This is a genomic window from Sodaliphilus pleomorphus, assembly GCF_009676955.1.
Lineage (GTDB): Bacteria > Bacteroidota > Bacteroidia > Bacteroidales > Muribaculaceae > Sodaliphilus > Sodaliphilus pleomorphus.
This window is the reverse complement of sequence record NZ_CP045696.1, coordinates 2,660,293-2,678,619: the sequence shown is the minus strand read 5'-3', so window position 1 is coordinate 2,678,619 and position 18,327 is coordinate 2,660,293. Positions and strand designations below refer to the sequence as shown.

15 protein-coding genes and 1 tRNA gene are annotated in these 18,327 nt (G+C 50.9%); 12 read left to right on the top strand and 4 right to left on the bottom strand.

All coding sequences use genetic code 11. The features are described 5' to 3' along the window. Positions 1-119 precede the first annotated feature (119 nt). Positions 120-3,581, bottom strand: coding sequence for a S8 family serine peptidase (locus GF423_RS11055; protein ID WP_154328409.1), 3,462 nt, complete (start codon positions 3,579-3,581; stop codon positions 120-122). A gap of 275 nt (positions 3,582-3,856) precedes the next feature. Here GF423_RS11055 and GF423_RS11050 point away from each other — a divergent pair. The 11 genes from GF423_RS11050 (at position 3,857) to GF423_RS11005 (ending at position 13,022) form a co-directional block, all read left to right on the top strand. Further along, positions 3,857-3,934 (top strand) — tRNA-Pro (locus GF423_RS11050). Positions 3,935-4,239: 305 nt separating this feature from the next. Next, positions 4,240-5,769 (top strand): MATE family efflux transporter, encoded by a 1,530-nt coding sequence (locus GF423_RS11045; protein WP_154328408.1) that lies wholly within the window; start codon positions 4,240-4,242, stop codon positions 5,767-5,769. Beyond that, positions 5,748-6,713, top strand: a complete 966-nt coding sequence (locus tag GF423_RS11040) for a glycosyltransferase family 2 protein (protein WP_154328407.1) — start codon at positions 5,748-5,750, stop codon at positions 6,711-6,713. Before GF423_RS11045 ends, GF423_RS11040 begins: the two co-directional genes overlap by 22 nt. Further along, entirely contained in the window at positions 6,710-7,687 is a 978-nt protein-coding gene (locus tag GF423_RS11035) for a glycosyltransferase family 2 protein (RefSeq protein ID WP_154328406.1), read from the top strand. The genes GF423_RS11040 and GF423_RS11035 overlap by 4 nt, the downstream gene beginning before the upstream one ends. Beyond that, positions 7,684-8,403: a hypothetical protein gene (locus GF423_RS11030; RefSeq protein WP_154328405.1), complete on the top strand. Its 720-nt coding sequence runs from the start codon at positions 7,684-7,686 to the stop codon at positions 8,401-8,403. Before GF423_RS11035 ends, GF423_RS11030 begins: the two co-directional genes overlap by 4 nt. Further along, on the top strand, positions 8,385-9,428 hold the full coding sequence (locus GF423_RS11025) for a hypothetical protein (protein ID WP_154328404.1): 1,044 nt from the start codon (positions 8,385-8,387) through the stop codon (positions 9,426-9,428). The genes GF423_RS11030 and GF423_RS11025 overlap by 19 nt, the downstream gene beginning before the upstream one ends. Then, positions 9,425-10,048 (top strand): acyltransferase, encoded by a 624-nt coding sequence (locus GF423_RS11020; protein ID WP_154328403.1) that lies wholly within the window; start codon positions 9,425-9,427, stop codon positions 10,046-10,048. Before GF423_RS11025 ends, GF423_RS11020 begins: the two co-directional genes overlap by 4 nt. Then, on the top strand, positions 10,048-10,815 hold the full coding sequence (locus GF423_RS14215; protein ID WP_235911811.1) for a glycosyltransferase family protein: 768 nt from the start codon (positions 10,048-10,050) through the stop codon (positions 10,813-10,815). Before GF423_RS11020 ends, GF423_RS14215 begins: the two co-directional genes overlap by 1 nt. A gap of 28 nt (positions 10,816-10,843) precedes the next feature. Continuing rightward, the gene (locus GF423_RS14210; protein ID WP_235911812.1) at positions 10,844-11,362 is read left to right on the top strand and encodes a glycosyltransferase; all 519 of its coding nucleotides are present in this window, start codon (positions 10,844-10,846) and stop codon (positions 11,360-11,362) included. Further along, positions 11,359-12,339 carry an acyltransferase gene (locus tag GF423_RS11010; protein ID WP_154328402.1) on the top strand — a complete coding sequence of 327 codons (981 nt, stop codon included), beginning with the start codon at positions 11,359-11,361 and terminating at the stop codon, positions 12,337-12,339. The genes GF423_RS14210 and GF423_RS11010 overlap by 4 nt, the downstream gene beginning before the upstream one ends. Further along, complete coding sequence (locus GF423_RS11005) at positions 12,336-13,022, top strand: glycosyltransferase family 32 protein (RefSeq protein ID WP_154328401.1); 687 nt, start codon at positions 12,336-12,338, stop codon at positions 13,020-13,022. Before GF423_RS11010 ends, GF423_RS11005 begins: the two co-directional genes overlap by 4 nt. A gap of 95 nt (positions 13,023-13,117) precedes the next feature. On the opposite strand, the gene GF423_RS11000 is transcribed toward GF423_RS11005, so the two are convergent. The 3 genes from GF423_RS11000 to GF423_RS10990 all read right to left on the bottom strand — a co-directional run bounded on the left by GF423_RS11000 (position 13,118) and on the right by GF423_RS10990 (position 16,900). Further along, positions 13,118-14,323, bottom strand: a complete 1,206-nt coding sequence (locus GF423_RS11000; RefSeq protein ID WP_154328400.1) for an alkaline phosphatase family protein — start codon at positions 14,321-14,323, stop codon at positions 13,118-13,120. A gap of 18 nt (positions 14,324-14,341) precedes the next feature. Beyond that, positions 14,342-15,754 carry an amidophosphoribosyltransferase gene (locus tag GF423_RS10995; RefSeq protein ID WP_154328399.1) on the bottom strand — a complete coding sequence of 471 codons (1,413 nt, stop codon included), beginning with the start codon at positions 15,752-15,754 and terminating at the stop codon, positions 14,342-14,344. 141 nt (positions 15,755-15,895) lie between these two features. Further along, on the bottom strand, positions 15,896-16,900 hold the full coding sequence (locus GF423_RS10990; RefSeq protein WP_154328398.1) for a class II fructose-bisphosphate aldolase: 1,005 nt from the start codon (positions 16,898-16,900) through the stop codon (positions 15,896-15,898). 292 nt (positions 16,901-17,192) lie between these two features. On the opposite strand from GF423_RS10990, the gene GF423_RS10985 reads away from it, so the two are divergent. Then, positions 17,193-18,140 carry an IS30 family transposase gene (locus GF423_RS10985; RefSeq protein ID WP_154326857.1) on the top strand — a complete coding sequence of 316 codons (948 nt, stop codon included), beginning with the start codon at positions 17,193-17,195 and terminating at the stop codon, positions 18,138-18,140. Positions 18,141-18,327: the final 187 nt, after the last annotated feature.

Below are 18,327 nucleotides of genomic sequence, written 5' to 3'. Positions count from 1 at the left end.
TCGATTTCAATCTTTCCAATTGGTGTGAAATGAGCGATTCCCGCCCGGCCACACAGGCTGGAGCGGGAATCGCTGTGAGAGATGCGCCGCGGCGCTGCCGTCGGCAATGAGATGACGCACTACTTGCCCACCACCTTGCCGGTGAGGGCTGTGACATCGACCACATCGTAGAGACCGTCGCCGTTGCGGTCGGCATGGGCCAGGTTGCAGGGACTCGGGTTGAGGCCCAGGATGTAGTTGATGAGGGTGGTGACGTCGGCCACGTCGACGAGGCCGTCCATGTTGATGTCGCCGTCGAGGTCACCGCTCTGTGCCCTGAGGGTCACCGTCTCGACGTTGGAGTAGCCACTCTCGGTACCGTCGGTGTACAGGGCCTTTACACGGTAGGTGAAGGTGCCGCCGGCAGTCAAGCCTGTCACAAGGCAGGTAGTGTCGGCAATGCCAGTTATCACACGGCTCGTCGAGTCGCCAGTCTCGCTCATGGCCAGCAGCGGTGCGCTGGCTGCGGTGGCGGTGGTGTCGCCCGAGTAGAGGGCGACGTTGTCGAGCAGCACACGTTTCTGCTTGGCAGTGGTGGCAAACCGCACCGTCTGGCCCTGGGCTGCGTTGCAGTCGAGCACCACTGTGTAGTTGGCCATAGTGCGCGAGAGGGCCACCGTGCGCGACGCGTTGCCACACGACACCACCACCGAGGAGCCATCGTTGATGAACGTAGAGCTGAAATACTTGGCCCTGAAGCTCACGGTGACCTTGCCGCGACTGCTGCTCAGGTCGAGCGCGGGTGTAGAGAGATAGCCGCTGTTGGAGCTCGAGCCAATCTGCAACACGCCGCGGCTGCCGCTGCCATACACGTAGGAGCCTGTCCAGCCCTTCACATCGGTGTAGTTGTCGAGGTTGTTGCTTATGTTGGTGCCTGTGCCTGTTGAGGCAAGCAGGCCCGAGAAGTCGTCGGTCCACAGCTTGGTCCAAGCCGTTTCGGGCTTGGCGTCGACACTGAGGGTGTAGCTGGCCACATGGGCAGCCGGTGTGGCAGGGGTCCAGCGGGCCTGGAACTGGGTGAGGCCTATGCGGGCCGAGTCGGCCGGCAACATGACGGGAGCCACAGTCACAAGGCGTGCCGTGCCGCTCACCGCAACCGTGTCGGTGAGGCTGTCGCTGGTCACAACGATATAGCCCTTGTAGTCGCCGCTCTTGTCGGGCTTGAAGGTGACGCTCACGGTCTGGCTCAGGGTCGAGTCGGCCGGCAGGGCGATGGTGGCAGGCGACACGGCAAAGGCCTTGTTGCTCGATGCAATGGTCACGCTCTTCTTGAGGCGCTGGCCGGTGACCTTGAACGTCTTGACGCTGTCGGTGCCCAGACCGACGGTGCCAAAGGCCAGCGTCGAGGGCTCGACGCCCAGGCGCGGGCCGGGCTGTGCACCCAGCACCATCTGCAGGCCGGCCAGGGCATTGATCTTGCCGGCACCGAAGTGGGTGCGGTTGGAGCCCGTGGTGGTCCACGTGTCGGTGATGGCGGTAGAGCGCATGATTTCTTTCACCTTGTCCACCGTGAGGTTGGTATACTTGGCACCCTTCGCCTGCGAGGCCTGGAGCCACAGAGCCACGATGCCGGCAGCTGCCGGGGTGGCCATCGAGGTGCCGTTCATGTTGCCATAGGGGTTGACGGTGCTGTTGTTGACACGATACATGTCATAGTCGGCGCCGTTGTCGTTCACATAGCTGTAGTCGCCGTCGCTGTCATAGTGGTTGACGGCAGCCACGATGGTGGCACCGGGAGCCGCAACCACAGGCACAACCTCGCCCGTGGCGCCGGCACCGCTCTCCTGGTAGCTCGAGAAGTAGGCAATGTCGCCCACGTTGGGCAGGCTGCTCAGCGTGTGGCGGCTGCCGTTGTGGTCGGTCACTGTGTTTTTCGACACATAGGCGCCAATGGGGATGGCGTTGGCAATGGTGGCCTCGTCGCTCACACTCGAAGCATCGCTGCCCGAGGTGTAGCCGTCGAGGTTGAGATAGTTGGAGAAATAGCCGTAGGAGCCGCCCCAGGCGTCGACAGTGCAGCTGCCCTGGGTGGGATAGAAGTCGACAGCCAGGGTGTAGTTGCTCTTGTAATACTCCTCGCCGTTCTTGGTCGATGAGCTCACCCCGCGCGAGGTGAGGCCGCTGGCATAGAGCACAATCTGCGACTTCGACGAGGCAACATAGTCTTTATACACCATGAGCGTGCCCGTGTAGTAGGAGCCGAGCCCCGAGACCCGGGTGCCGTTGGTCGACGGGGCGACGGTGACCGAGGTGAGCTCGCTGCCGGTTGTGGCGTTGAGCACACGTATGCGGCAGGCCAGGCTGCTGCCAGCGGGCAGCGGCGTGTGGCTCCAGGCGTTGGCAATCACGCCGGCGTAGTAGTAGCCGGCATCGGTGTTGCTGTAGCTGGCGCAGCGCATGATGGTCTTGAGCGGGCTCGCGCTCGAGGCAGTGCCCGACACGTAGAAGCCGCCGCCCTCGTCGTCCTTCGACTTGCCGGCATCGTTGCTGGCAGCAAAGAGACAGATGTGGTTGGGGTGGCTCTCACCGAAGTACTGGTTCACCACGTCGGCCACGTCGCCGGTGCCGTCGTGAGGCCCCATCTGCGAGCCCCAGCTGTTGCTCACCACCACGGGCTTGCCCTCGCCGTCGGCATAGTTGCATATCTTCTGGAAGGCATTGGCAATGTAGGTCGTGGTCAAGTCCTTGATGCCGGCCAGGTAGAGGTCGGCACCCGGGGCCATGCCGCCATAGGTGGCGGCACTGTGGTCGGTCGTGACAGTGACATTGCTGCCGTCGATGATCACACTCGAGCCGCCAGCCGTAGAGCTGGTGTGGGTGCCGTGGTCCTCGCCGCTGTCGTCGGTGGTGGGGCTGCTGCTGGTGATCGAGGTGTACTCGCGGGCCGAGGTGCCATTGTACACATAGGCACGCTTGATGCGGCTGCTCAGGCTGGCATCCTTGAAAGCGATGTGCTGAAAGTCGATGCCAGTGTCGATCACACCCAGCACCACGCCCTTGCCGTCGTAGACCGAGTCGATGCCCAGCCCCGCAGCGTCGAGCGAGCGGGTGAGCACATCGTCGGCATGGGTGGCCGTGCGGGCCGCATCGGTGGCCTTGCGCATGACCGACGACACGTTGACACGGCTCACGCCGGCCAGCAGGGCCACAGCCTCGATCGAGTCGACAGGCACCAGGGCGGTGAGCAGCCCGTTACCGAAGGTGCACTGCACTTGCACACCCTTGGCCTCAAGGCTGCCCACGCTGCCGCCGGCAGCCAGGCGAATGAAGCAGGGCACATACTGGCGCCCGCCCACCTGCTCGGGCTGGGCATAGACGCGCACAGCCCGCGCCATGTCGCGCGAGGCGGGCACCAGGCCACGGGGCATCGACGGCGCCTTCTCGGGCTGCTGCCCCGAGGCCGCCGCACTGCGGTCGTTGAGAAACATTTGTGTCGTGACCGACAGCTTGCCAGCCATCACAGCCGAGTCGGCCGCCGTGTAGGCGCGCGCTGTGACCACTGCACAACAAGCTATCGCAAGAAAGAATAACAGTTTTTTCATTCTTCGTCTTGATTATATTTGTTAGTATTTAGATAGTAATCTGCTTCAAAACTGCACATGGGCGCTTGGGGTGTATCTATAATAAAGGTATAGAGTTGGGCAAATGTAGCAATTTTTCTTCACATTGTTTTCACCCCTCATCGCTTTTTTTGAACTATTTTTTTAGAAATTTTAAACGAGCTGGAAGCAAAAAAACGTAAAAAAATTTTGTCGTCTTGAGAAATCTTGCTACCTTTGCATCGCAATTGAGGGGACAACCCCACGATTGCAGCGATCGGGATGTAGCTCAGTCCGGTTAGAGTATTCGTCTGGGGGGCGAGGGGTCGCTTGTTCGAATCAAGTCATCCCGACCAGTTTTTAAAAAACGTTGAAAATCTGGAACACGATTTTCGGCGTTTTTTTTTTTCGTTTTGGCAAGCCGCCCCATCTGGGCAGCACAAATGTTTTGAGCTGCAAAGAGCCAAACATTAAGTTTTTTTTTCTACCTTTGCATCACGAAAAAAACACAAGATAGGAGAAAATGGGATTAGAATTGATTTCATGCCGCACATCGAAGCCCAATATCTCAAAACTTATTGACAACGAGCAAGTTATGCTCATTGCCAAGCCCCAAGGCATTGTCTTGTGTTCGAAGTGAGCACTTCACACACTCAGTAGCATGACAGCAACACAAGCATCAAGCAACCGCCGCATCGCCAAAAACACTGTGGCACTCTACCTGCGCATGTTCCTCACCATGATCGTGGGCTTCTACACCTCGCGCGTGGTGCTCAACACCCTGGGCGTGCAGGACTACGGCATCTATGGCGTGGTGGGCGGCGTGATAGCCATGATGGGCTTTCTCAACGCCGCCATGGCCGGCGCCACAAGCCGCTTCCTCACCTTCGAGCTGGGGCGTGGCGACAGCGCTCGCCTGGCCAGGACCTTCTCGAGCGCGCTCATCATCCACATGGGCATTGCCCTTGTGGTCATGGTGCTGGGCGAGACCGTGGGTCTGTGGTTCCTGTGCAACAAGCTCGTGATACCCCCCAGCCGCATGGAGGCCGCCCACTGGGTGTACCAGCTCAGCATCCTGAGCTCGATGATAGGCATCACCCAGGCGCCCTACGACGCCAGCATCATCTCGCACGAGAAGATGAACGTGTATGCCTACGTCGAGATCCTCAACTCGCTGCTCAAGCTCGGCATCGTCTACCTGCTCGTGCTGGGCCACTTCGACAAGCTCAAGCTCTATGCCGTGCTCACCCTGGCCGTCTCGGTCACCATCATGCTGATCTACCGCGTCTATTGCCTGCGCCACTTCAAGGAAACCCACTTCCACTGGGTGTGGGACAAGACCCTGCTCAAGCCCATGCTCTCCTTCTCGGGCTGGGACCTCTATGGCAACGCCTGTGTCACGGCGCGCCAGCAGGGCATCAACTTCCTCATCAACATGTTTTTCGGCGTCACCCTCAACGCCGCCAGCTCCATCGCCACCACAGTCAATGGTGTAGTGCAAGGACTGGTATTTAATGTCATCACAGCATTCCGCCCTCAAATCATCAAGCAATATGCCCAAGACAAAGTTGAAGAAATGCAAAACCTTATGACAAATGCTATCACAATTACCATCGTACTCTTTGGGATATTGCTCACACCTTGTTTTCTCGAGATGCCATTGTTGTTACACATCTGGCTCGGCATCGTGCCTGCCCATGCTATTGACTTTTGCAGAATTCTGCTGTTTTCTTGTATCATTGGACTTATTAATAGCATTGTAAATATTGGAAATCACGCTACGGGAAACATCAAATACATCAGTTTCATTACCGGTTCAATTCTATTAACAAGCCTTCCTGCCGTATACATTTTTTTTAAATTGAACTTTAGCTCCAATTTTGCTTATTACACCTTAGTGATTGTAAATATTTTAGTATTATCCAGTGATTTGGTAATTTTAAAAAAACAAATAAGCTCGTTTAGCATTTATGCATTGATCAAGAGAATTGCTCAAGGAAGCATCGTGGTTGCAATAGCGGCAATACTCTCCTATATTGTCTACCGAAACATGCAAGATTCTTTTTGGCGATTATTTGTAGTAACGGCAGTGAACCTTATTGTATTACTTTCTGTAACCTATTGCTTTCTTTTGGATGATAAAACACGAAAAATTGTAAAAGACAAATTATGCCAGAGATTTCAGTCATAGTCCCTGTATATAACTCAGGAAAATATCTAAAGCGTTGTATTGAAAGCATCCTAGCTCAATCTTTTAAGGATTTTGAGCTCATTCTTGTTGATGACGGTAGCACTGATAGTTCCAGTGAAATTTGTGATGAATATCAAAGCAAATACAACCGTATAAAAGTTTACCATCAAAAGAACCAAGGTGTCAGCTCCGCAAGAAATCGTGGAATAAAAAATGCAAACGGAAATTGGATTACATTTATCGACTCTGACGATTATGTCAATGAGCGCCTTCTTGACACGCTTTTTGAAAGCCAAAAAAAATATTGTTGCGAGTTTGTTTTGACAGGTCAAAAAAAAATAAACGGAAGAGATTGCCAGAAAAGAGAGTACCCGGATCTATTTTTAAAAAGAGAGGATTTTGGTGTAATATTTGACAAGAACCTAATGCGGTTTCAAAAAGCTCCATGGGCAAAGCTATTTAAAACAGACATTTTAAAAAGCAATTCCATCTTGTTTGACGAAAAAATTCATGCTGGAGAGGATGCACTATTTGTCTACACGTATCTATTAAAAATAAGAAGTTTAAGTTTCACTCCAGGATGCGGATACATTTATGATCTTCATCAGGGCTCTTTAACAACCTTAGGGATAGCCTCTTTTGACGAAGAGATGCATGGCTTTATAAAATTTCGTGCAGTAGTAGAAAAACTAATGTCTAACATACAAACATCAAGCACATACCCTATGGAATACCTAACCTACTGGCAGGAAAGGGTCATTGCATCAATATATAGTAATGAGTTTAAGACCAGAAAGGAGAGAATAACGAAACTAAAAGGAGTTGATACTCATCTACTAAAGAAATGGAAGAGAAACAGCTCTTGGAAAGAATATTTTTTGAATAAGATGTTAATCTCTCATTTATATTACTTATATGATTTATTAATGACCCTAAAAAGATGAAGATAAGCATCGTTTTACCAATTTACAATGTTGAGAAATATCTGTACAAGTCAATCGAAAGTATAGGGCTATTTAATCAAGAGCAGGTAGAGATAATTCTTGTAAATGATGGCTCAACAGATGGAAGTCTTGACATTTGTAGATACTTCGCTCATAAATTCTCAAATGTCTCCATAATAAATAAATCGAATGGCGGCTTAAGCGATGCTCGTAATGCAGGCATAAATGCTGCCAAAGGGGAATATATCTATTTTTTAGACAGCGACGACTGGCTTGTTTCTAATGCAATTATGACTCTGTACGACTTTGCTATAAAAAACAAATGTGAAGTAGTACAAGCAGGCTTTTATTACGCTTATCCAAATTACCTTCTCTTTGACGATAGATACATTTGCGAAGAAACTCACCCCTTTGTGCTGAACAAGGAGGAAACGATGAGAGAATTAATTAAAAATACTTATATTAAAAATTTTGTTTGGGGAAAACTCTACAAGACCTCGATTGTAAAAAGGCATTTAAATCCCGTAGGGAAGTACTTTGAAGATGCATATTGGCAACACCTTATTATCAACGAGATTTCATGTTATGGTATCATCCCTCAGCCGCTTTATTATTATCGACAAAGGGGAGACAGCATCTCGGGACATTTTTCTCTTAAGAACATAGACTTACTTGAAGGCTACAAAGAACGATATTATTTCATAAGAGATAATTACCCTCAATTTGAGAGTTTAATGCGGCATTGTTTTTTTAACCTGGTACGAGACATGTACCTAGCCTCATTAAGTTCAAAAGATAAAAGAATAATCAATGCATTTATAGAATATATTAGTAAGATTGACACATCCAAGGCACCTCTATCTTTAAAAATAAATTTTAAATACCCCACATTATTAAAAATCATTTCTCTAATGCGAAGAATAACAAATCGAATTCTATTAAAAAACAAACCCCTAAAAAGGATCAATATATGAAAGGAGATTTCAACAGCTTCCAAGAGGTTATTGACATATTACACTCTAACGATGTGAGATATGTAATTTTAAGAAATTATGATAATCTATTAACCTCTAATATGTATATGGATGGGCACGGCGATGTTGACATCCTGTGTGAAAACAGCCTAACAATTGTCAATTTATTAGGGGCAAGAAGTTATCAAGATCTTTCTCCAAAACTATTTAATGATGGCACTCACTATCATATCTCAATTAAAGGCAAACGAGTAAAACTTGACCTTAGACATGTCGGAGACGGGTATTATTGCACATCATGGGAAAAAGACATGCTCAAGTATAGAGTTCTTTCTCCGCAGGGCTTCTACGTCATGGATGAAACGAATATGCTATATTCTCTTCTTTATCATGCACTTGTCCAAAAAAAGGAAATTAATGCGGAATATCGAAAGAATATCATCTCTCGATTGTCTCAGTTTAATATCACTTTAGATCAAGAATCAAATGAACGAAAACAATTTGTTGCTGTTCTTGAGAAATTCATGACAGCGCATGGCTATTTTTACTCATACCCACATGATATTTATGTCCCACTAAACAAAAAGAACATCAATCGTTCTATGATTAAATCTAATATTGGTCTAAGATATAAGCACATGAAGTTCGATTCCAGAGTAAAATTAATTCAATTTCTTGTAGACATCAGACATTATATATGCAGGAGCTTTCATTAATACAAAAACATACACGCGAGATATACGACCTTGACAGTAAAAGTTACAGCATTGAAAATGTTAATGCACGTACATTACTGACAGGAAAACGGTTTGATCTTTTCGCAAAACTTTATTATTTAACCCACTATAAAGAAAATAAGGAACATGCTTTATGCGTTTACATTGAACATATCAAGGCGTTTAATCCTGACGGTAAAGAGCCAGGACGCGATGATAAATTATCTTTTGATGATTTTGTAAGTGTCTTCAACAATCTAATTGAAAGTTTTAAGGATAAAGATTTTGACAAATCGGTTTCTCTTGTCCCTGTTGACTCTAATGGTGTAATACTAGATGGAGCACACAGAGTGGCTATTTTGGCCTATTATAATAAGGAAATAACCATCGCAAGATTCAAAGATGTAACATCAAAGGCCAACTTTGACTATCAATATTTCAAGATGCGAGGACTCTCCTGGGTTACTTTAGATGAGATAGCACTTGAGATGATGTATTGGCTTTCTAATGTACATGTTATGTGTATATGGCCTACTCTGAATGAGAATCAAAAGACTTTAGCAAGAAACCTAATAGAAAACAATCAACAAGTAGTTTATCGTAAAAAAATCAGAGTCACATATAATGCATTGACTGCTTTTGTAAAGCAAATATATCAAGAACAAGAATGGACCCATTCAATTGAGGCGGTAAAGGACAAGGCACTAAGGTGCTATGGGAAAGGTCATACACTTGAATTTATTTTTTTCACCTTTGAGGAGGATCTTAATAAACTAATATCCTTCAAAGATGATCTCCGTAGCAACTTTGGCAGGGGGAAAGATTCTCTCCACATAACAGATAATGTTAAAGAGACTCAAGAAATTGCCGAGTTGGTTTTAAACGACATAGCTTTATCCCAGTGGAATAAAGCTGAGTCAAATTCTCTCAAAAAAATTGAAAACTCTATCAAAGAGAGAATATATTACTTTAAAAATATCACATTATTAGATTTAAAGACAAAAATAGCGAAATTACTTCGATGATAATCAAAGATATTATAAGAGAATTCTATAGGAATCTCAGACCATTTAAGATCTCAGGGAAAAGCAATGCAATTAAAATTGGCAAACCGAGACATAAACATAATTTCTTTATAAATATAAAAGGAAACAACAATCGCGTAATTATTGGAGAAAGATGTAGACTAGACAATCTTACAATTACGATAAACGGTGATAATAATCACATCGTTTTTGATGAAAATGTAAAATTCAGAGGGCCATGCACAATTATTGCTGAAGGGAATTCTAAGTTAAATATAGGCTCGGAAACAGGAGTACGTGGAGTAACATTTATCTTAAAAGATGCATCAATCTCAATAGGTAAAAGATGCATGTTCAGTTACAACATATTACTAAGGAATCATGATTCTCATAAGGTAATAAACACTGTTACAGGCAATGTGACAAATCTCGCAAAAGACATTATTCTGCATGACCACATCTGGCTGGCTCAAAACTGTACAATTTTAAAAGGAGTAGAAATAGGTAAGAATTCAATCGTTGCATTTGGGGCAATTGTAACTAAGAATTGTCCACCTAATAGCGTGATTGCAGGATGTCCTGCAAAAGTAGTAGCCAATAATATAACATGGGATTACTAATGGCTAAGGCACGGATATTTATCAACATGCACTACATGGAGCTGGGCGGGGCCGAAAGGGCGTTGCTGGGACTGCTCAACGCGCTCGACCCCGAGCGGGTTGACGTGGACTTGTTTCTCAACCAGCACACGGGCGAACTGATGCCGCTCATCCCCGGGCATGTGCACCTGCTGCCCGAGCGGCGCGGCTACAACGCCATCGAGCGCCCCATGGCCACAATCGTCGGCGAGGGGCAGCTGGGCATCGCCCTGGCTCGGCTCAAGGCCCGCTGGCAGCATGAGCGCTATGCCCGGGGGCTAACGCCGGAGCAACGGCAGATGGATGCGAGTGTGTTTCAGTATGTGGCCAACTGTGTCGACCCGCATCTGGCCCCGCTCTACGACCTGGGCGAGTATGACCTGGCCATAAGCTTCCTGCAGCCTCACAACGTGGTGCTGCACAAGGTGAGGGCCAGGAAAAAGCTGTGCTGGATTCACACCGACTACAGCACCGTGCACGTGAATGCAGCCCAGGAGCTGCCCGTGTGGAACGGCTACGACAAGGTGGTGAGCATCTCGCACGACTGCACCACCGCATTTCTCAAGACCTTTCCCAGCCTGGAGCCCAAGATAATAGAAATTGAAAACATACTCTCGCCCGCCTTTGTGAGGCAGCAAGCACGGTTGCTCGACGTGAGCGCCGAGATGCCGCCCTCCAGCCCAGGGGGGGGTACTAAAACGCTGAATATCTTATCGATAGGAAGATTTTGCACACAAAGAGAATTTTGAATACATACCCTTTATTGCTCAACAACTCATGAAACTGTTATCGATAGGGCGATTCACCCACGCCAAGAACTACGACAATGTGCCCGACATTGCCAGGCGCATAGTGGCCGATCATGGCATCGACGACCTGCGCTGGTATATCATAGGGTTTGGCGGCGACGAGCAACTGATAAGGCGAAACATCGACAGGGCCGGCATGCAGGAGCACGTGGTCTTGCTCGGCAAGAAAAGCAACCCCTACCCCTACATCAAGGCGTGCGACCTCTATGTGCAGCCCAGCCGCTACGAGGGCAAAAGCGTGACCGTGCGCGAGGCCCAAATACTGTGCAAGCCTGTGGTCGTGACCAACTACCCCACCGCCCACAGCCAGATAAACGACGGCGTAGACGGGGTGATCGTGCCACTCGACAACGAGGGCTGCGCCCGCGGCATTGCCAGCGTGATGGCCGACAGCGCCCTGCGGCATCGCCTCGCCAGCTATCTCGCGGCACACGACTACGGCAACGAGAGCGAGGTAAACAAAATATACAAACTACTTGACACATGACACGAGACATCTCTTTAGATATCATTCGAGTGATTGCAATTTGCATGATTGTATTCATGCACTCTCCCATGCCTGGCAGTGCTCCTGGATTTATCCTATCAGGCTTATCCTACATAACAGCAGCTGGTATCGGACTGTTTTTTATGGTGAGTGGGGCATTGTTGTTAAACACAAGTTTAAAGCAAAAGGATTTTCTAAAACGTCGTTTTTCTAAAATCATATGGCCAACGTTGTTCTGGACATTCTTTTACTTGGCAGTTAAATGGATCAGCAACGGAACTACAATTGTTGAACTCGCACGCACGATATGTACCATTCCATTTGCACCACAAGGTCATGGCGTGTTGTGGTTTATGTACACCTTAGCGGGGCTATACATGTTAACGCCTATTCTGTCTGCTTGGCTAAAGACTGCCAGCAAGCGGGAAATAGAATTTTACTTGGCCTTATGGGCTATCTCACTTGTTTATCCCTACCTGAGACTCGTGCTCAACTTTGAGGATAACAACACAAACATTCTGTACTATTTTACAGGCTATGTAGGTTATTTTCTTTTAGGATACTATATCAATAATCACTATAGGTTTAAGGCTTGGCATCTTGCAGTAGCCGCAATTATTGCAATTGGAGTGCCGATAGTTTTCTTGAAGTGCAACATCAAGTGCGATTTCTACGAGGTATTATGGTATTTATCGTTGCCCGTAGCCATGATGAGTTTCTCATGGTTTGTAATAATACAGAGAATCAAGGTAAAAAAGGAGCCTTCATTGTTAATCAGTGCATCTCGACTAAGCTTTGGAATATACTTGATTCACATCTTTGTCATGAGAGACGGGATATGGAACTTATCGGCTATTCAGCAACTGCAAAGCATCATCCAAATATCGACTATTGCAATTTCAACATTTATTCTCTCATGGCTCATTTGCTGGTGCATCAGCAAATTACCATTTAGCAAATACATTATTGGAATATGATACCCAAGGTGATACATTACTGCTGGTTTGGCAGGGGAGCTAAGCCCCGGCTGGCGCTCAAGTGCATAGCCTCGTGGAAGCAGTACATGCCCGACTATGAGATAAGGGAGTGGAACGAGGACAACTACGACGTGAACCACAATGCCTACACGGCACGGGCCTATGCGGCGCGCAAGTATGCCTACGTGAGCGACTATGCCCGCATGTGGATACTCTACAACGAGGGCGGCCTCTACTTTGACACCGATGTGGAACTGGTGGCCCCGCTTGACGACATCGTGGCCCAAGGCCCGTTTATGGGCATCGAGGGCGTGAGGCCCGAGGGCGATGCGGTCGATGTGAACCCTGGTTTGGGCCTTGGGGCGTGCCCCGGGCTGGGCATATATGAAGAAATATTGCAGCTCTATGAAAAGGAAGGGCTGCAATGCAGGGGCTATATCGTGCCCTTTGCCACACAAGTGATGAAGCAGCACGGCATAGCGCCAGTCGATGCCTTGCAGGTGGTGGATGGCATCACGGTGTACCCGCACGACTACTTCAACCCCTACGATTACATCACCGGCCAGCTCAACACGACGGCCAACACGCGCGCGATACACTGGTATGGTGCCTCGTGGCTGTCGCCATGGGGCCGCCTGAAGCTGCGCCTGGGGCGCCAGCTGCGCAGGCTCGCCTCGCGGTAAAATCGCAAGCCACACACACGGCCACAGCAGGGGCGGGCACTGGGAAGGAAATCCTTTCCCGGTGCCCGCCCCGTTTCTTTTTAGGGGTGCAAGGCTCAGCGCAGCATGTCGGCCACGTCGTCGAGGTTGCCGTCGTTGGGGCTGGGGGTGATGCCCAGCAGGCGGCACAGCAAGGGGTAGACGTCGACATTGGGGAAACGCGAGGGCTTGGTGTAGCCCACCTTGAAGTCGGGGCCCATGGCGCGAAAGCCCACCTGCATGTCGCTGGCGGTGTTGTCGTAGCCGTGGCTGCCGCCTTGCACATGGGCAGGATAGTGCTTGTCGGTGTAGAGCCAGCCCACATCGGGTATCACCACCACATCGCCAATGGCCGGATTGGTGCCAAAGTGCAAGTAGGCAGGCAGCTCGCTGCGCTTGAAGGCGCGGATGTGGTCGACGTGCCCGAGCGCGAGCAGCACCGAGTCGGCATAGTCGGGGCGGTTCACATAGATGAAGCCGGGCAGGTCACCCTCCACAGCCTTCACCCAGGCTGGCTTGAGGTGCTGCTTCACAGGCACAAGGCGGTCGCTGTCGATCCAAGTCATGCCGTGGTCGCCAGTGACGATGAGGTTGACCTCTCCGGCGCAGGGCGAGGCCTGAATGCGGGCCCACAGTCGAGAGAGCAACGTGTCGAGCTGCTGCACGGCCAGGCGTGTGGGCCGGCTCATGGGCCCGTAGCGGTGACCGCTGTGGTCGGGCTCCTCAAAGTAGCACATCACCAGGCGCGGGCGCTCGCCAGCGGGCAACGAGAGCAGGCGCACCACCTCGTCGACCCGCTGGGCAGGAGTGAGCAGGGGCTTGCTCATGTAGTCGTGCCAGTAGGTGGCATGCTCGCCCTTGATGGCCACATCGCTGCCCACCCAGTACACAGTGGCCGTGACGAGGCCCTGGCGCTTGGCCGTGAGCCAAATGGGGTCGCCGCCATAGTAGCGGGGATTGGTGCGCTCCACGCTGTCGGTCAAGGCATAGCGGCGGCCTGTGACGGGCGACAGGAAACTATTGGCCACAATGCCGTGGTGGTCGGGATAGAGCCCCGTGGCCAGGGTGTAGTGGTTGGGGAAGGTCTTGCTCGGAAACGAGGGGCTCATCACCGCCTTCACGCCGCGGCGTGCCATGGAGTTGAGAAACGGGGTGTCGAAAGCCTCGCAGTAGTCCCAGCGAAAGCCGTCGAGCGACACCACCACAGTGTAGCGCGGCGTGCCGGCCGCCCACGATGCCAGCATGGCGGCCGCGACGAGGATGAGGAGTGATAATCTTTTCATGCCATTGCAATATTACTATCAGAAATGACTGGAGCCGTCGAAGCAGTGGGTGCACAGCTGGCACTTGGGCAGGCCTATGGCCTGCACCAGGTCGTCGACGGTGGTAAACTTGAGCGAGGTGAGCCCGAAACGCCGGGTGATGGCCTGCACCATGGCATTGTACTGCGGGGTGCCGGCCGTGGCATAGCGGTCGAGGTGCTTGCTTGGGTCGCCCTCGAGCTCGCCTATCACGCGGCGGGTGATGAGCTCCAGGTCGCTCTTGGAGTTGGTGAAGTTGATGAAGCGGCAGCCGTAGATGAGCGGCGGGCACGAGATGCGCATGTGCACCTCGCGGGCACCGCAGTCAAAGAGCACGCGGGTGTTGTCGCGCAGCTGGGTGCCGCGCACGATCGAGTCGTCGCAGAAGAGGCAGCGGCGCCCTTTGAGGATGTCCCGGTTGGGGATGAGCTTCATCTTGGCCACCAGGCTGCGCTGGCTCTGGTTGCTGGGCATGAAGCTGCGCGGCCACGTGGGTGTGTACTTGGACACGGCGCGCATGAAGGGCACCTTGTGCCCTTGGGCATAGCCCACGGCCATGCCGGTGCCCGAGTCGGGAATGCCGCAGGCACAGTCCACCTGGCAGTCGTCGGCAGCGCCAGCCTTGAGGCCCAAGGCATAGCGCACCTGCTCCACGTTGCGCCCCTCGTAGGACGAGGTGGGGAACCCGTAGTATATCCACAAGAAAGAGCACACCTGCATGCCCTGCTGCGGAGCCTTGAGCTGTGTCATGCCCTGCGCCGTGATTTTCACAATCTCGCCGGGACCCAGGTAGTGGGCGATCTCAAAGTCGAGGTTGGCCAGCGAGGTGGTCTCGCTCACGGCGGCCCAGGCGTCGTCGCGCCTGCCCAGCACCAGCGGTGTTCTCCCCCACCGGTCACGGGCGGCGATGATGCCGTCGGGGGTGAGCAGCAGCATCGAGCACGAGCCCTCGATGCTCTCTTGCACATGCTCGATGCCGCTCACCCAGTCGTGACCCTCGGTGATGAGCAGGGCCACAGCCTCGGTCTGGTTGGTGCGGCCCATCGACACCTCGTTGAAGTGCTGGTTGTGCTCGAGCATGCGCTGCTCGATAGCGTCGAGATTGCATATCTTGGCCACAGTGACGATGGCAAACTTGCCCAAGCGGCTGTTGAACAAGATGGGCTGAGGGTCGGTGTCGCTTATGACGCCTATGCCCGACGTTGCGGTGGCAAACTTGTCGAGGTCGCCCTCAAACTTGTTGCGAAAATAAGCGTTCTCAAGGTTGTGGATAGAACGCACAAACTGGTGCGCGTCGCCGTCGTAGGCAGCCATGCCGCCGCGACGGGTGCCAAGGTGCGAGTGATAGTCGGTGCCATAGTACAACTCATTGACACACGGCTTTTTACTCACGATTCCAAAGAAGCCTCCCATGTTTCTTTTAAGTATTTAAAAATGAAATAGTTGATAAAAGGTGTAATAATTGCACTACAAAGTTAAGACAAAAAAAACTCTGCGGGAAGTGTCTCGCAGAGTTTTTTTTTGTGTGTGAGTGCGATGGTGCGCACGGGGGCATCAGTCGGCAGCCTTGCCGTCGCTGCCCAGCACGTCTTTGATCTTGTGAGTGTAGAGGTCGATCATGTACTCGCGAGCCTTGCCGCAGTACTGACGCGGATCGAAGTACTCGGGGTGCAGAGCGAGGGTCTCACGCACGCCGGCAGTGAAGGCCAGACGCGAGTCGCTGTCGATGTTGATCTTGCACACAGCGCTCTTTGAAGCCTTGCGCAGCTGATCCTCGGGAATGCCCACAGCGTTGGGGAGCTTGCCCCCATACTTGTTGATGATGTCGACATACTCTTGAGGCACCGACGACGAGCCGTGGAGCACGATGGGGAAACCAGGCAGCTTCACCATGATGGCGTCGAGCACGTCGAATGCCAGTGGCGGGGGAATCAAGCGGCCAGTCTTGGGGTCGCGGGTGCACTGCTCGGGCTTGAACTTGTAGGCACCGTGGCTGGTACCGATGGAGATAGCCAGCGAGTCGACGCCAGTCTTGGTAGTGAAGTCGATCACTTCCTCGGGACGGGTGTAGTGCGACTCCTCGCTTGCCACCTCGTCTTCAACGCCGGCCAGCACGCCGAGCTCGCCCTCGACAGTGACGTCGAACTGGTGAGCATATTCCACAACCTTCTTGGTCAGGGCCACATTCTCGTCATAAGGAAGAGCGCTGCCATCGATCATCACGCTGGAGAAACCAAAGTCGCAGCAGCTCTTGCACAGCTCAAAGCTGTCGCCGTGGTCGAGGTGAAGCACGATTTGCGGGTGCTCCCAGCCCAGCTCCTTGGCAAACTCCACAGCGCCCTGTGCCATGTAGCGCAGCAGCGTCTGGTTGGCATACTTGCGAGCGCCCTTCGACACCTGCAGGATCACAGGCGACTTGGTGTTGGCTGCGGCAGTGATGATGGCCTGCAGCTGCTCCATGTTGTTGAAATTGAAGGCGGGGATTGCATAACCGCCATTGATGGCTTTCTTGAACATCTCGCGCGTGTTCACGAGACCTAATTCCTTGTAACTTACCATTTTGAAAATTATTTAAAAATAATGTTATACTTCTAATTATCGCTCAGGGTCAACTTCTATCGACCTTCTTTAATTCGACCGCAAAATTAACAATAAATCTGAAAATTAACTGCTAATTCCAATTAGAAGTGCAAAACTCTGCGGTGCATTAAAACATGAAAAACACCGCGGAGGTTTGCCTTGCGGCTGGGGGCGCGAAGCCCCCAAAGAGCATTGGCGGATAACTTAAGCAATACAAAAAAAGAGGAGATCTTTCGTTCCCCTCCCTAAGATTAATTAATTTTGTATTGTGATGTATAAACAATTAACCTCGGAGCAAAGATACACAATAAGTGTGCTACTCCAAACGAAATTCTCACTTAGTTTCATAGCCGAGACTATTGGTGTGTCAGTAAGCACGGTTTCTCGTGAGCGAAGGCGTAATTCTAATGCTAAAGGCGTTTATGACGCACGTACGGCCGTATTGAAAGTCAAACGACGCAAGGCCAGGACACCTGGCAATCGCCGTATCGCTCCCTATGTACGCAGCCGTGTTTTTGAACTTATCCGTAAGGAGCAGTGGTCGCCGGAGGAAGTCGCCGGATGGCTTGGCAAGAAAGAGGGCATCACGGTGTCCAAGTCAACCATATACAACTGGATAGCGGCCCTTTCCCCACATTACGGGGACAACATCCGAAAGCACCTCAGGCATGGAGGCAGACCAAGGCAAAAGTCCTTGCTTACCACCAAGGCGCATATTCCCAACCGCCTCTCCATTGACGAAAGACCGGAAACGGACTATGGACAGACCATAGGAGACTGGGAGATGGACACCATCGTAGGAAAGGAAGGCAAAGGTGCCATCGTTACTCTGGTTGAGAGGAGGAGCTGCTTTATGCTCATGGAGAAACTCGATACGGGAAAGCAGGCCGTTCCACTGGCATATGCCGTGGTGAGACTCATACGGGAGAGCGGGTTGCCTGTAAGGTCGATAACGACAGACAACGGGCCGGAGTTTGCCGCACACGAAATCATTGCGAGGGAACTTAACACGAAAGTTTACTTCGCACATCCGTACTGCTCGTGGGAGAAGGGAGCTATCGAGAACATGAACGGGCTCATCAGGCAATATATTCCGAAGAAGACGGACTTTAGGGGAATTTCAAGGCTATATGTCAAGAGCATCATCGAAAAATTAAACAACAGGCCAAGAAAGAAAAACGGATTTCGAAAGCCCAAAGACATGATTAAAGAAAAATAGCGTAACTTTGCACTTGCTTCTGGAATCCGCCTAACACAAGCATAATGATAAAAAATATAAAAATAAAATCGCGGTTTTTGCAAATTTGCAAGCCAAATATTTGTTCACTTGTCGTTTTTTCTATAACTTTAGCACAAAAATCACCACGAGAGGGGAAACTCGACCTCGCGTGCAGCAAGCCTCAGGC

Bases quoted from the DNA above. Each gene is read 5' to 3' on its own strand.
- GF423_RS11055 (WP_154328409.1), bottom strand. From the start codon at position 3,581: ATGAAAAAACTGTTATTCTTTCTTGCGATAGCTTGTTGTGCAGTGGTC.
- GF423_RS11045 (WP_154328408.1), top strand. From the start codon at position 4,240: ATGACAGCAACACAAGCATCAAGCAACCGCCGCATCGCCAAAAACACT.
- GF423_RS11040 (WP_154328407.1), top strand. From the start codon at position 5,748: ATGCCAGAGATTTCAGTCATAGTCCCTGTATATAACTCAGGAAAATAT.
- GF423_RS11035 (WP_154328406.1), top strand. From the start codon at position 6,710: ATGAAGATAAGCATCGTTTTACCAATTTACAATGTTGAGAAATATCTG.
- GF423_RS11030 (WP_154328405.1), top strand. From the start codon at position 7,684: ATGAAAGGAGATTTCAACAGCTTCCAAGAGGTTATTGACATATTACAC.
- GF423_RS11025 (WP_154328404.1), top strand. From the start codon at position 8,385: ATGCAGGAGCTTTCATTAATACAAAAACATACACGCGAGATATACGAC.
- GF423_RS11020 (WP_154328403.1), top strand. From the start codon at position 9,425: ATGATAATCAAAGATATTATAAGAGAATTCTATAGGAATCTCAGACCA.
- GF423_RS14215 (WP_235911811.1), top strand. From the start codon at position 10,048: ATGGCTAAGGCACGGATATTTATCAACATGCACTACATGGAGCTGGGC.
- GF423_RS14210 (WP_235911812.1), top strand. From the start codon at position 10,844: ATGAAACTGTTATCGATAGGGCGATTCACCCACGCCAAGAACTACGAC.
- GF423_RS11010 (WP_154328402.1), top strand. From the start codon at position 11,359: ATGACACGAGACATCTCTTTAGATATCATTCGAGTGATTGCAATTTGC.
- GF423_RS11005 (WP_154328401.1), top strand. From the start codon at position 12,336: ATGATACCCAAGGTGATACATTACTGCTGGTTTGGCAGGGGAGCTAAG.
- GF423_RS11000 (WP_154328400.1), bottom strand. From the start codon at position 14,323: ATGAAAAGATTATCACTCCTCATCCTCGTCGCGGCCGCCATGCTGGCA.
- GF423_RS10995 (WP_154328399.1), bottom strand. From the start codon at position 15,754: ATGGGAGGCTTCTTTGGAATCGTGAGTAAAAAGCCGTGTGTCAATGAG.
- GF423_RS10990 (WP_154328398.1), bottom strand. From the start codon at position 16,900: ATGGTAAGTTACAAGGAATTAGGTCTCGTGAACACGCGCGAGATGTTC.
- GF423_RS10985 (WP_154326857.1), top strand. From the start codon at position 17,193: ATGTATAAACAATTAACCTCGGAGCAAAGATACACAATAAGTGTGCTA.